Raw genomic sequence first — 12,809 nt, forward strand, 5'->3', positions numbered from 1 at the left:
TTTGCTTTGCGTATCGCCCGGATTGATTCCGGATTATTAAAATGTACGTTAACCCGACGGTCGGTCGGGTTAACGTGAAGCGGTCTTGGCGACCGTGACTATGTGTTGACCGCGATTTACAGCCCCTGTTCGCTGAGCCATAGATTGAGTGCGGCCATTTGCCATAGTTTTGAGCCGCGCAGCGGGGTCAACTGGCCATCGGGATTGCTTAGCAACTTATCGAGCATGGCCGGGTTGAAGACACCACGATCCTGGCTCGGGTCGGTCAACAACTCACGGACCCAGCCCAGTGTCGCGCCCTCAAGATGCTTGAGGCCGGGTACAGGGAAGTAACCCTTCTTGCGGTCGATCACCTCTGCCGGGATTACCTGGCGTGCGGCTTCCTTGAGCACGTATTTGCCGCCATCTGGCAACTTGAAGCGACCAGGTACCCGTGCCGAAAGCTCAGCCAGGCGGTAGTCGAGGAAGGGCGTGCGCGCCTCAAGGCCCCACGCCATGGTCATGTTGTCCACTCGCTTGACCGGGTCGTCGACCAGCATCACCGTGCTGTCGAGGCGCAGGGCCTTGTCCACTGCAGCGCTGGCGCCGGGTTGTGCGAAGTGCTGGCGAACAAACTCACCGGCATGGTCATCGGTCAGCCAGGCCGGTTGTACGCAGGCGGCATATTCATCGTGCTCGCGGTCGAAGAAGGCTTTGCGATAGGCGCTGAACGGATCTTCGGCACCGTCAACCAATGGGTACCAGTGGTAACCGGCGAACAGTTCGTCGGCACCTTGGCCGCTCTGTACCACTTTGCAATGCTTGGCAACTTCACGGGAGAGTAGGTAGAACGCGATGCAGTCGTGGCTGACCATCGGCTCGCTCATGGCGCGGAAGGCTGCTGGCAATTGATCGAGAACCTCGTTCTCGCCGATACGCAGTTGGTGGTGATTGGTTTCGAAGCGCTCGGCAATCAGGTCCGAGTACTGGAACTCATCGCCGCGCTCGCCACCGGCATCCTGGAAACCGATCGAAAAGGTCGAGAGGTTTTCCACGCCTGCTTCACGCAACAGGCCAACCAGCATGCTCGAATCAACGCCGCCCGAAAGCAGAACGCCCACATCGACCGCTGCACGCTGGCGAATCGAAACCGCTTCGCGCATGCCATTGAGGACTTGGTCGCGCCAGTCTTCAAAGCTGTAGTTCGCTTCCTCGGGGCGTGGGCCGAAATCAAGCTTCCACCAGCTTTGCTGCTCGCACTTGCCTTTGGCATCAATACGCATCCAGCTCGCCGCTGGCAGCTTCTCGACACCTGCAAGAATGGTGCGAGGCGCAGGCACTACCGCATGGAAATTGAGGTAGTGGTTAAGCGCAACAGGGTCGAGCGCGTTGCTGATATCGCCACCCTTGAGCAGGGCGGGCAAGCTCGATGCAAAACGCAAGCGCTGGCCGGTACGCGACATGTACAGCGGCTTGATGCCGAGACGGTCACGGGCGATAAACAGCTCTTGGCTGTCCCGCTCCCATACAGCGAAGGCAAACATGCCGTTGAGCTTGGGCAGCATGTCCTTGCCCCAGGCGTGATAGCCCTTGAGCAGCACTTCAGTGTCACCGCCCGAGAAAAAGCGATAGCCGAGTGTTTCCAGCTCTGCACGTAATTCGGGGTAGTTGTAGATGGCGCCATTGAAGACCATGGACAAGCCCAGATCGCTATCGATCATGGGTTGCCCGGAAGCCTCCGCCAAGTCCATGACTTTTAGTCGGCGATGGCCGAGGGCGATAGGGCCTTGGCTGTGAAAGCCGTGGGCATCTGGCCCACGAGGGGCGAGATGATGGGTAATTCGTTCGACCGCAGCCAAATCGGCCGGGCGATTATCAAAGCGTAGTTCTCCAGCTATTCCGCACATATGTCCTTACCGGTATTGCCGTTGGGGATTGGTTTGCTTAACCTTTTACACCAAAACAAAAAAATGCTTTCATGTCAAAGTTTATGGCAACAAGTAGATAGATAAATGGCAGATAAAAAAGTTTCAGCTGAAATCAAATTGTCATCCGTTGTTGCATTTGAAATGCCGATTTTCCAAGCCTTGCGGCGCTTGCAGCAGGCCGGTGAGGTGCATGCCAAGCGCCTGAGCCGCTTTGGTGGTTTGACACCCATGCAGTTGATGGTTCTGCAGGTGCTGGAAAAAGAATCGCGGATTACCGCAAGTGATTTGAGCGGGCGGGTGAGTCTCACCGCCGCAACGCTTTCAGGCTTGCTCGATCGCCTGGAAGAGCGCGGTTTGTTGCAGCGTCAGCGCGACGACCAGGATCGTCGGCGCCAATGGTTGTTGATCAGTGATCAAGGCCGGGAACTGTTAAAACGTGCGCCATCACTGCTGCCGCCCGAGTTCAACCAGCGTTTGGCGGCGATTCCCGAGTGGGAACGGCACAACCTGACCGCCGCATTGTTGCGCGCCGCCGAGTTCTGCGAAGACGAGTAGCGCGCGATAAGGCAAAGCAGCCCGCCCATCGAGCAGATGGACACAATGGTGGAAGGGTAAAGCGTCTTCCACGCTACACACCGAGCCCCGTAGGGTGTGACAACGCGAAGCTTGTCCACCAACTATCTGGATACGCCGCCAATGGTGGAAGGGTAAAGCGTCTTCCACGCCACACACCGAGTCCCGTAGGGTGTGACAACGCGCAGCTTGTCCCCCAACTATCGGGATACGCCGCCAATGGTGGAAGGGTGAAGCGTCTTCCACCCTACACATCGAGCCCGTAGGGTGTGACAACGCGCAGCTTGTCCACCAAAAATCTCAGATACATCGCCAATGGTGGAGGGGTGAAGCGTCTTCCACCCTGCGCACCGAGTCCCGTGGGATGCGACAACGCGCAGCTTGTCCACCATGTATCGGGCTTCACAAGTTGCGGATCAATTTGCGCAACATAAAGCGATTCGGATGGCAGCCTTCAGCAACATCACGCGGTACAGGCAAGGGCTCATCGTTTAGCCAGGCTGCAATCAGCTCGCCAGACAGCGGGGCGGTAATCAATCCCCGTGAGCCATGGCCGCTGTTGATGTACAAGCCGTCCAGCCAGGGGCAGGGAATGTCTGGTATTTGCCTGGCGTCCTTGCTGAGCGCCTGATAGCTGTCGAGAAAGGCTTGCTGATCAGCCAGGGGGCCGACAATGGGTAGATAGTCTGGGCTGGTGCAGCGAAATGCCGCGCGTCCCGCCAGTTTGTTTGGGTCTTGCTGCGCAATGTCCAGGCGGCTGCTCAGGTCGGGGGAAATTTCTTCGAGCATCTCTAGGTTACCCAGATGGTCGGCGATGTTGAGGCTCAAGTCATCGCTGTCAAAATCAAAGCTGGCGCCGAGCGTGTGTTCTTGCAGGCGAGCAGGGGCGACATAGCCCTGAGCGCACACGACGGTGCTCAACGCGCTGCTTTGCGGGGTTTGCGGCAAGCTGCTGATCTGTCCACGAATACGTTTCAGCGGCAATTGCGCACTGTGCGCAAAGCCTTTGATTTCCGCAGCACCGGCCAAGACCACAACGTCGGCACTGGCCAGTAGACGATCGCCCTCCCAGGCTTGCCACCGGTTATCCGTACGACGCAGTTGCAGGGCATTGTGCTGGCTGAGCAGACTGATGTTTGGCTGACGGCTTAGCAGTTCGCACAAGGCTGGAGGATGAACCCAGCCAGCTTCGGGGTAGAACAAGCCACCGGCTGGCAATCTGATGCCCGCCAATTGCTCGGCCGTGGGTTGGTCGACCTGTTGCAGCAGGCCTTGTGGGAATGCATCGGCCAGCTTGCCTTGCCGCTTGTGTTCCTGGGCATTGAACGCCAGTTGCAAGACACCGCAGTCGCTCCAGTCCCGGCCTTTTTCAAGGCGTTCCAGCAGGCGGCGGGTGTAGCCAAAACCACTGACGATCAAACGCGATAGGGCGGTGCCGTGGGCGGACAGCTTGAGATAGAGCACGCCTTGCGGGTTACCGGATGCTTCCTGCGCTATCGCTGAATGGCGCTCCAACAGGCTTACTCGCCAGCCACGGGCTGCGAGACTGGCGGCGGTGGCGCAACCGGCAAGCCCCGCACCAATAACCATGGCGTGACGGCTTGAGGCCTTGAGTGCAGGGCGGGCAAACCAGGGTTTAACCGGGCCAGGGGACTGCCGGTTCAGGGGTGTTGCTGGCTGCTCGGGCAGCCCCACAAACTGGCCTTTGAGCACATGCCACTTGCCGCCGATGCCCGCCACGCGCTTGATTTGAAAGCCTGCTTCTTTCAGGCCTCGGCGCACGTCGCCAGCACTGGTGAAGGAGCCTAGCGTTGTCCCGGGGCTAGAGAGCCGGGCGATTTCGGCAAAGAGTTCAGCAGACCACATTTGTGGGTTCTTGGCCGGCGCAAAGCCGTCGAGAAACCAGGCGTCGACCCGTGCATCCAGTTGACTGAGCATTTCGCAAGCGTCACCGATCAACAAGTCGAGGGTGATGCGTCCATTGTCGAACTGCAACCGCTGGAAGCCGGGATGAATCGCCACATATTGAGCCAACAGTTCTTGAGTAAAGGGCGCGAGCTCTGGCCACAGACCCAATGCTCGCTGCAAGTCATCGCGGTTCAAGGGGTATTTTTCGACACTGACAAAATGCAGGCGGGCGCTGGGAAGGGCCAGCTGTTCAAACAGCTGCCAGGCGCAGAAAAAATTCAGCCCGGTGCCAAACCCGGTTTCAGCAATGGTCAGTTGTTGATGCGCCGCGAGGCTGCAAAAGCGCTGTTCAAGCGCGTTGTTATGCAAAAACACATGCTGCGTTTCGGCAATCCCTTGCTGCGCTGAAAAATACACATCGCCAAACACCGAAGAGAGCGGATGGCCCTGGCTATCCCAGTCGAGTATCGCTTGCTGATGCGGGGTTGAATGCTGTGCTCGCTCGGTCATGGTGTTCGTCCGGGAAATCAGTTGCGCATTCTAGCCGAATCCGCTGGCGCAGCATGGACCTCGACGCGCTTTAGTGTGTATTGAGTGGCTGCATAATCAAGACAACCCCAGGGCTAATCCGCTAGTCTGAAGCGATAAGTTCAGGGAGATGCACATGTTCGAGTCCGCAGAGATTGGTCGCACGATCGACAAGGAAACCTTTGATGATGCCGAGCCCGCGCTGCGCGAGGCGCTGCTTGAGGCTCAATATGAGTTGCAGCAGCAAAAGCGCTTTGCCGTGATCATCCTGATCAACGGAATAGAAGGCGCAGGCAAGGGCGAGACCGTCAAGCTGCTCAACGAATGGATGGACCCACGACTGATCGAGGTCAGCACCTTTGATCAACCGACCGACGAGGAACTGGCGCGGCCTCCGGCCTGGCGCTATTGGCGGCAACTGCCTGCCAAAGGTCGGATCGGCATCATGTTTGGCAATTGGTACAGCCAAATGCTCCAGGCACGGGTTCACGGACGCTTGAAAAATGCTGCGCTGGATCAGGCTATCGACAGCGCAGAAAGCCTTGAACGCATGCTTTGCGATGAAGGGACATTGATCTTCAAGTTCTGGTTTCACCTGTCCAAAGACCAGATGGATGTGCGCCTCAAGACCTTGCAGGATGATCCGCTGCACAGCTGGCGAATCAGCCCACTGGATTGGCTGCAATCAAAAACCTATGACAAGTTTGTGCGTTACGGGGAGCGTGTCCTGCGCCGTAGCAGTCGCGATTATGCGCCCTGGTACGTGGTCGAAGGCGTGGATGAAAACTACCGCAACCTCACAGTTGGTCGAATCCTGCTGGAAGGCTTGCAAGCTGCGCTCAAGAGCAAAGACCGACCAGTGCCACAGCCCCACGCGGCGCCTTTGACCTCATCCCTTGAAGGCAATGGCCTGCTTGATAGCCTGGACCTGAGCCAGGCTTTGGAGAAGGAGGACTACAAGGAGCAACTGGCGGTAGAACAGGCGCGCTTATCGGGCCTGATGCGCAATAAAAAGATGCGCAAGCACTCGCTGGTGGCTGTGTTCGAGGGCAATGATGCCGCAGGCAAAGGCGGTGCGATCCGCCGTGTAGCCGCAGCACTGGACCCACGCCAATACCGCATTGTTCCCATTGCTGCGCCGACTGATGAAGAGCTGGCCCAGCCGTATCTGTGGCGGTTCTGGCGACACATACCCGCGCGCGGAAAGTTCACCGTATTCGACCGGTCCTGGTATGGCCGGGTGCTGGTTGAGCGGGTCGAAGGCTATGCTTCGCCAGCCGATTGGTTGCGTGCCTATGGTGAGATCAACGATTTTGAAGAGCAACTGGTCGAGGCTGGCGCAGTGGTTGTGAAGTTCTGGCTGGCGATTGACCAAGGTACCCAGCTTGAGCGCTTCAAGGCACGCGAGAAAATCCCATTCAAGCGTTTCAAAATCACCGAAGACGATTGGCGCAACCGCGAGAAGTGGCCCCAGTATCGCGATGCGGTCGAAGACATGGTTGATCGCACCAGTACCTCCATCGCGCCCTGGACCCTGGTCGAGGCCAATAACAAGCACTTTGCCCGGGTGAAGGTGATACGCACCATCAATGATGCGCTTGAGGCCGCGTTTGCGAAGGATTAAGGCTGGTGCGTACCAAGCTTTATTCGCGTAACCCCAGGGGTTTGCATATGCCTGATGAATGATTGTCGCGCACAAGCATTGTACGAACTTATGCTCAAGGCACTAAGTCGCGGCTCTGCCTACCGCGGCCCTCTAAACCTTCAAGGAGAACCGCCATGCGAGAAGTCGTGATTGTTGAAAGTGTCAGAACCGGTCTGGCCAAGTCATTCCGTGGAAAATTCAACATGACCCGCCCGGATGACATGGCAGCGCACTGCGTCAACGCGTTGCTTGAGCGTACCGGTATCGATCCGCAACTGGTGGATGACTGTATCGTCGGCGCGGGCTCCAATGAAGGCGCCCAGGGCATGAACATCGGGCGTAACGTGGCTGTGTTGTCAGGCTTGGGCACCAATGTGGCCGGCATGACGCTCAATCGCTACTGTTCGTCAGGCTTGCAGTCGATTGCCATCGCCGCCAACCAGATCGCCTCCGGTTGCAGCGAAGTGATTGTTGCGGGGGGCGTCGAGTCGATCAGCCTGACCCTGAAAAGCATCAACATGGACAATCTCTACAACCCGATCCTGCAGGAGAATGTGCCCGGGATTTATTACCCCATGGGGCGCACTGCCGAGGTTGTGGCGCGCCGCTACAACATCAGTCGCGAAGCCCAGGACGCGCTTGCCCTGCAAAGCCAGCAGCGCACGGCCAAGGCGCAAAAAGCCGGGTTGTTTGCAGACGAAATCGTACCGATGAACGTCCGTTACCAGGTCGAAGACAAAGCCACTGGCGAGAAGTCCATCGTCGAAGGCGTGGTTGATCACGACGATTGCAATCGCCCGGACACCACGCTGGAAAGCCTCTCAGGCTTGAAGCCGGTGTTTGCCGACGACGGTTCGGTTACCGCCGGCAACGCCTCGCAACTGTCCGATGGGGCTTCGATGACCTTGATCATGAGCCTGGATAAAGCCCTGGAGCTGGGCCTTAAGCCCAAGGCTTACTTCCGCGGCTTCACCGTGGCCGGTTGTGAGCCTGATGAAATGGGTATCGGGCCGGTCTATGCCGTGCCCAAGCTGCTTAAGGCCAAGGGTTTGCAGGTTGCCGATATCGACCTGTGGGAGCTCAATGAGGCATTCGCTTCGCAGTGCCTCTATTGCCGTGACGAACTGGGCATCGATAACGAGAAATACAACGTCAATGGTGGCTCCATCTCCATTGGCCATCCCTTCGGCATGACCGGTTCGCGACTGGTCGGGCACATGATCCGTGAGCTTCAGCGCCGTGAATTGCGTTATGGCGTGGTGACCATGTGTGTGGGGGGCGGCATGGGGGCTGCGGGCTTGTTCGAGGCCTATACCGGTTGATCAAGGTGCCTTGATCGTCCACGTCGAACCGCAAAAAAACCGCGCCTGTGCGCGGTTTTTTTTGGGGTGCGATTTGCAGGTGTCAGAAGGCCCGGCTTTCAATCAACTGGTGTGATTGAATCATGCGCTGGACGTAGCGTTCTATCTGATGCTCGGCATCAACGCGGGTGAAGTAGGGGCCTTCAAGCGTGCCCTCGCGGGTCGAAAAGAAGTACTGACCGTTTACCGAACTGATGCGGTCACTGCGGTAGTGCACGTCAGGTCCGGGGTCTATGGCGCGCTGGCCTAGCATGTATCTATCCTCGGTTAGGGAACCTCTGAAAACGACTGCGCAACTTTTCCGGAGGCTCTTTTAAGGGCATGGGTTTTATGAGTTTAATCGGCAATGGATAATTTGCCTTGCTGGGCGATAAGCGGTTGTTTTAATGGTGATTTATCTACAATTAGCGGTATTTTGGCGGCGGTTTTGTGACGTTTAAGACCCGCCTTGGCGAGATTAGACTCGCGCGCCCAGGTTTTCAGCTTTGCGCAGCCAGTCCAGGCGCTGCTCCTCGGAAGCGGTGCGGATAGGGGCGAACTCGATGAGCCGGCCCGGCTTTATGCCACAGCTGTTGAGAATGGCACGGGTGTTTTGATGAAGGCCAGGCGCGCCATATTTCCACGGCATGTGCCACGACGGGGTATCCAGGGTGATCATGATATCGGCCGTGCGGCCGCTGAGCAGCTCGTCCCAGAGCAGTGAGTCCGCACGGTACTTGAAGGCAAAGCCCGGCATCAGCACCCGCTCGAAAAAGCCGCTCAGCAGAGCGGGTTGACTACCCCACCAAACCGGATAGATGACCAGCAAGTGTTCGGCCCAGTGGATTTGCCTTTGCGCTTCGAGCAGGTCCGGCTCGAGTTGCTGGGTGCTTTCATAGCCATTGCGCAGCACCGGGTCGAAGCTCAGCTCACCAAGGCGCAGCAGGCGAACAACATGGCCTTCGCCACGGGCGCCATGGGCATATGCATCGCTCAAGGCGTGGCACAGGCTGTTGCTTTTCGGCGTGCCAAGGATGATCAGGATGCGCTTGCCATCTCCCTCGTTGGGCGTGGCACCTCTTCTGGCCGGCTCAGTCATGTCGGGGTTCCAGCATGTTTTCGGGGCGAACCCACTGGTCGAACTCCTCGGCGCTCAAATGGCCCAGCTCCACAGCGGCCTCACGTAAGGTGGTGCCGTCCTGATAGGCTTTTTTGGCAACTTCAGCAGCTTTGTCGTAGCCGATGTGTGGGTTCAGCGCGGTCACCAGCATCAGGCCATTGTCGAGGTGCTTGGCCATTTGCCTGGCATCGGGTTGCAGGCCCGAGATGCAATGCTGCTGGAAATTACGGCAACCATCGGCCAACAAGCGGATCGACTGCAAGATATTGTGGATGATCACCGGCTTGAACACGTTCAGTTGCAGGTGGCCCTGACTGGCGGCGTAGCTGATGGTGACATCATTGCCCAGCACCTGGCAGGCCAGCATTGACAGGGCTTCGCACTGCGTTGGATTGACCTTGCCCGGCATGATCGAGCTGCCTGGCTCGTTGGCTGGCAGTTTCACTTCGGCGAAACCTGCGCGAGGGCCCGAGCCCAGCAGGCGCAGGTCGTTGGCGATTTTCATCAGGCACACAGCCAGGGTTTTCAGGGCGCCGGACATGCTGGTCAAGGGTTCGTGACCCGCCAAGGCGGCGAATTTATTGGGCGCGCTTGTCAGTGGCAAGCCACTGAGCGCAGCCAGCTCCGCAGCGATTGCCTGGCTGAAGCCCGGTGGCGAGTTCAGGCCTGTGCCCACTGCCGTGCCGCCCTGGGCCAGCTCGCAGACCGCGGGCAGGGCAGCGCGAATCGCACGTTCAGCGTAATCCAACTGGGCGACATAGGCGGACAACTCCTGGCCAAAGGTGATTGGCGTGGCATCCATCATGTGGGTGCGGCCGGTCTTCACCAGCTTGGCGTGGCGTGCGGACTGTTCGGCAAGCCCACCCGACAGTTCGGCGATGGCTGGCAGCAGTTGCTGGGTCACCGCCCGGGCGGTGGCAATGTGCATGGCGGTGGGGAAACTGTCGTTGGAGCTTTGTGCGCGATTGACATGGTCGTTCGGGTGAACCGGGCTTTTGCCACCGCGTTCGCCACCTGCCAGCTCATTAGCGCGCCCGGCAATCACTTCATTGACGTTCATGTTGCTTTGTGTGCCGCTACCGGTTTGCCAGACCACGAGGGGGAATTGGTCGTCGTGCTGGCCGGCGATGATTTCGTCGGCAGCTTGTTCGATAAGCCGGGCTATATCTTGTGGCAGGTCGCCAATGCGGTCATTGACCCGCGCGGCGGCTTTCTTGATCAGTGCCAGTTCGTGCAGCACTGCCAGCGGCATCCGCTCCTGGCCAATGGCAAAATTGATCAGTGAACGCTGGGTCTGGGCGCCCCAATAGGCATCTTCGGGTACTTCAATCGGGCCAATGCTGTCTGTTTCGGTCCGGCCAGGTTTGGTGTGGCTGCTCATGACATCCTCCAGTTAGCGTACTAGCCAGTTTAGGTTGCATTTAAGCGCAGCAGGTTCCCTGATCGTCCGATATTGGCAAGATTGTGGGTTTACCAGCGCGCATCGGTCGCCCCGAGCCAGCCAAGTGCGGCCTTGACCGGTACATGTTCGCCTTGCGGGCTGATCAGGTCGCCGTCGAAGTGGCCAAACCATTGCCGCGTATCTGCATAAAGCAGCCCAAGGTGCGGTGCGGCCTGGTGTAGCTGGCGCGGGGTGAACCTAAGGTTTACCCGCTGATCCGCATCCTTGATGCTCCAGTTCGCCAGCGGGCCGGACTTCATCGGTGTTATCTCGACACTGTTTTCAAGTTGCTGCAACTCACCGCCAAACCACAGGGCGTTCTCAGAAAGGCCGCTGTAGTCGGTCCAGTCGGTGCCGAAATTGCCAGCAATGCCGCCGGGGGCAGCGAATGCCGCACGTTTCCAATGGCTGTTTAACGGCCAGACGCCACGTCCGAAATCCATTGCCGCGAAGCTTTGCCCAGGTATGCAGCTGTAGATACGTTCGCCCAGTTGCACGCGACCACTCAGAGGCAAGCCGAGCTGGCGACAGGTTGCGTGAAAGCGTTTTGGCCCCATGGGCGCGACCAGGTTGACTGACTCAAGGTGGGATGGCCGCTGGATATCCAGCAGGATTTCCAGCGGCTGGCTGCCTGCCTCGCTGGCGCTGAGGCTCAAGCAGGCGCGTCCGGGATATTCGCTGAGCTGGAATGACAGGTTGCGCTGGTTGAATGCATGGCTTTGCTGGGGATGGTCGGGGAGCTGGCAGCCGCGAGCGAGAATGCGCATCTGGCTGAAACTGGCCGACTGCCCGGTTTCAAGGTCAAGAAAATAGGCCGCGCCGTACCCCAGGTAATCAAGGTTGGCCTGGGTGACGGAGAGCATCCAGCCGGGTGTGGTGAAGCACCAGTGGTTCCAGCGTTTACGCCGACCTGCATGGCGTACAAGGCTGCAGTTGACCTGCGGACGGTTTGACCAGCCAATGGCATCGGGGTTGAGTGCGCCGTTGTGAAGGCACAAGTCTGTTTGGCGGGCAGCGGGAATGGTAATGGCACTGTTCATCGTACACATCCGTGTGGGTGCAGCGCGATCGCGCCACAATCCCGTAATAATAGAGTATTTATGCGGCCGAGAATGCCCTTGCATAGTGAACGGCTTCAAGTCATGGCAATCTGCTTTGAAGTGCTTCGTGATGGGGCGCACAAAGACCTGAACCTTGTGTTTGTTGTGGGCTGATTTTACAAATTGTTCAGTGCGGGGGCACAAAATCCCCCCAGCGGCTGTCAAACTCGATTCAAACCTATTGTCAGGAGTTGCCAATGCCTCGTTTTCCGGTTCTATGCCTTGCTGCTGTGCTGTCGTGCGCCAGTGCCCAGGTGTTCGCAGATGCAGCCAGCCACGCAGCCGACGCTGAGCGTTTCTTGCAGTTGGCCCATGCCGACAAGCTAGCCGTGCCTGTCTACGCCCAGGTGCAACAGATGTTCGCCCAGCGTTTTGCGCAAAGCGGTGCAGGCGGTGAAAAAAAGGCGCTGCTTGAATCCTACCAAGCCAAGGCTAACGCGGTGCTCGACCAGTCGATCAGCTGGAGCAAGGTCAAGCCTGATCTGGTCAAGCTCTACACCAGCAACTTTACCGAGCAGGAACTCAAGGAACTGATCAAGTTCTATGAGTCTCCGGTCGGTGAGAAAGTGCTCAAGACCATGCCGCGCCTTACCGCGCAGTCGGCTGAATTGACCCAGGGCAAGCTCGAACCCGCGGTGCCCAAGGTCAATAAACTGCTGGAAGACATGACCAAGGAGCTAGGCTCCAAAAAAGCCAAGTCCTGAGGGTTTGGACCTGCGCTAGATCCAGGCGATTTTGCCGGATGCTGAAAAATGACTTTGGCTTGAGCTTTACACTTCGTAAACTCACTGCCGGAGTCATTTTTTTTGCGCTGCAATCAAGTCAGCATGCGCTAAGTGTCGCAACGGTATTTTGGAGTTGAAGATGACCAAGCAAGCACAGCTTGAGACTGCACTGGCAAGCCTGCAGCCCGAGCATCTGCAAGTGCTGGATGAAAGCCACATGCACAGCCGTGGCCTGGAGACGCACTACAAGGCGATTATTGTCAGTGAGCAGTTTCAGGGGCTGAACGCCGTTAAGCGGCATCAGAAAGTCTACGCCAGCCTGGGTGACCTGATGGGCCAGATCCATGCCTTGGCGTTGCACACCTACACCGCGCAAGAGTGGGCCAAGAATGCCAGCGCACCAGCTTCGCCAAGCTGCTTGGGTGGCAGTAAGCACGACCACTAGAGCGTCTCCCATCATTTAGCGCTGTAGATATTGCCAAGGCTTGGGCCTTCTTTGACCGTTTCGGTCTCGGAGTGATG

Annotated in this window: 11 protein-coding genes; 5 read left to right on the top strand and 6 right to left on the bottom strand. The window is 58.0% G+C overall.

Annotation, left to right across the window (positions count from 1 at the left end):
- Positions 1 to 116: 116 nt before the first annotated feature.
- Positions 117 to 1,886 (bottom strand): N-acetylglutaminylglutamine amidotransferase, encoded by a 1,770-nt coding sequence (locus tag CHB79_RS03770; protein ID WP_089358927.1) that lies wholly within the window; start codon positions 1,884 to 1,886, stop codon positions 117 to 119.
- A gap of 105 nt (positions 1,887 to 1,991) precedes the next feature.
- Between CHB79_RS03770 and CHB79_RS03775 the strand changes: the two genes are divergently transcribed.
- A complete protein-coding gene (locus CHB79_RS03775) occupies positions 1,992 to 2,462 on the top strand; it encodes a MarR family winged helix-turn-helix transcriptional regulator (RefSeq protein ID WP_010483335.1) in 471 nt (156 codons plus the stop codon).
- Positions 2,463 to 2,882: 420 nt separating this feature from the next.
- Here CHB79_RS03775 and mnmC read toward each other — a convergent pair whose 3' ends face one another.
- A complete protein-coding gene (mnmC, locus tag CHB79_RS03780; protein WP_089358928.1) occupies positions 2,883 to 4,898 on the bottom strand; it encodes a bifunctional tRNA (5-methylaminomethyl-2-thiouridine)(34)-methyltransferase MnmC2/FAD-dependent 5-carboxymethylaminomethyl-2-thiouridine(34) oxidoreductase MnmC1 in 2,016 nt (671 codons plus the stop codon).
- Between the two features lie 154 nt (positions 4,899 to 5,052).
- Here mnmC and pap point away from each other — a divergent pair, with 154 nt between their 5' ends.
- Together pap and CHB79_RS03790 are read left to right on the top strand one after the other, a co-directional pair.
- Complete coding sequence (gene pap, locus CHB79_RS03785) at positions 5,053 to 6,540, top strand: polyphosphate:AMP phosphotransferase (RefSeq protein ID WP_089358929.1); 1,488 nt, start codon at positions 5,053 to 5,055, stop codon at positions 6,538 to 6,540.
- A gap of 155 nt (positions 6,541 to 6,695) precedes the next feature.
- Positions 6,696 to 7,883, top strand: coding sequence for a thiolase family protein (locus CHB79_RS03790; RefSeq protein WP_089358930.1), 1,188 nt, complete (start codon positions 6,696 to 6,698; stop codon positions 7,881 to 7,883).
- Positions 7,884 to 7,965: 82 nt separating this feature from the next.
- Here CHB79_RS03790 and CHB79_RS03795 read toward each other — a convergent pair whose 3' ends face one another.
- From CHB79_RS03795 to CHB79_RS03810, 4 genes are all read right to left on the bottom strand, one after another.
- Positions 7,966 to 8,175 (bottom strand): DUF6316 family protein, encoded by a 210-nt coding sequence (locus tag CHB79_RS03795; RefSeq protein ID WP_010483344.1) that lies wholly within the window; start codon positions 8,173 to 8,175, stop codon positions 7,966 to 7,968.
- Between the two features lie 204 nt (positions 8,176 to 8,379).
- Positions 8,380 to 9,000, bottom strand: a complete 621-nt coding sequence (locus CHB79_RS03800) for an NAD(P)H-dependent oxidoreductase (RefSeq protein ID WP_089358931.1) — start codon at positions 8,998 to 9,000, stop codon at positions 8,380 to 8,382.
- The gene (locus tag CHB79_RS03805) at positions 8,993 to 10,402 is read right to left on the bottom strand and encodes a class II fumarate hydratase (RefSeq protein WP_010483347.1); all 1,410 of its coding nucleotides are present in this window, start codon (positions 10,400 to 10,402) and stop codon (positions 8,993 to 8,995) included. Before CHB79_RS03805 ends, CHB79_RS03800 begins: the two co-directional genes overlap by 8 nt.
- An 89-nt stretch (positions 10,403 to 10,491) precedes the next feature.
- Positions 10,492 to 11,511 carry a DUF2804 domain-containing protein gene (locus CHB79_RS03810; RefSeq protein ID WP_425439562.1) on the bottom strand — a complete coding sequence of 340 codons (1,020 nt, stop codon included), beginning with the start codon at positions 11,509 to 11,511 and terminating at the stop codon, positions 10,492 to 10,494.
- A 248-nt stretch (positions 11,512 to 11,759) separates the two neighbouring features.
- On the opposite strand from CHB79_RS03810, the gene CHB79_RS03815 reads away from it, so the two are divergent.
- Together CHB79_RS03815 and CHB79_RS03820 are read left to right on the top strand one after the other, a co-directional pair.
- Positions 11,760 to 12,266, top strand: coding sequence for a DUF2059 domain-containing protein (locus CHB79_RS03815; RefSeq protein WP_010483349.1), 507 nt, complete (start codon positions 11,760 to 11,762; stop codon positions 12,264 to 12,266).
- Between the two features lie 160 nt (positions 12,267 to 12,426).
- A complete protein-coding gene (locus tag CHB79_RS03820; protein WP_010483350.1) occupies positions 12,427 to 12,732 on the top strand; it encodes a BolA family protein in 306 nt (101 codons plus the stop codon).
- Positions 12,733 to 12,809: the final 77 nt, after the last annotated feature.

It is taken from the genome of Pseudomonas segetis, assembly GCF_900188155.1.
Classification (GTDB): domain Bacteria; phylum Pseudomonadota; class Gammaproteobacteria; order Pseudomonadales; family Pseudomonadaceae; genus Aquipseudomonas; species Aquipseudomonas segetis.

Coding starts and splice junctions, on each gene's coding strand:
- CHB79_RS03770 (WP_089358927.1), bottom strand. CDS start 1,886: ATGTGCGGAATAGCTGGAGAACTACGCTTTGATAATCGCCCGGCCGAT.
- CHB79_RS03775 (WP_010483335.1), top strand. CDS start 1,992: ATGGCAGATAAAAAAGTTTCAGCTGAAATCAAATTGTCATCCGTTGTT.
- mnmC (WP_089358928.1), bottom strand. CDS start 4,898: ATGACCGAGCGAGCACAGCATTCAACCCCGCATCAGCAAGCGATACTC.
- pap (WP_089358929.1), top strand. CDS start 5,053: ATGTTCGAGTCCGCAGAGATTGGTCGCACGATCGACAAGGAAACCTTT.
- CHB79_RS03790 (WP_089358930.1), top strand. CDS start 6,696: ATGCGAGAAGTCGTGATTGTTGAAAGTGTCAGAACCGGTCTGGCCAAG.
- CHB79_RS03795 (WP_010483344.1), bottom strand. CDS start 8,175: ATGCTAGGCCAGCGCGCCATAGACCCCGGACCTGACGTGCACTACCGC.
- CHB79_RS03800 (WP_089358931.1), bottom strand. CDS start 9,000: ATGACTGAGCCGGCCAGAAGAGGTGCCACGCCCAACGAGGGAGATGGC.
- CHB79_RS03805 (WP_010483347.1), bottom strand. CDS start 10,402: ATGAGCAGCCACACCAAACCTGGCCGGACCGAAACAGACAGCATTGGC.
- CHB79_RS03810 (WP_425439562.1), bottom strand. CDS start 11,511: ATGTGTACGATGAACAGTGCCATTACCATTCCCGCTGCCCGCCAAACA.
- CHB79_RS03815 (WP_010483349.1), top strand. CDS start 11,760: ATGCCTCGTTTTCCGGTTCTATGCCTTGCTGCTGTGCTGTCGTGCGCC.
- CHB79_RS03820 (WP_010483350.1), top strand. CDS start 12,427: ATGACCAAGCAAGCACAGCTTGAGACTGCACTGGCAAGCCTGCAGCCC.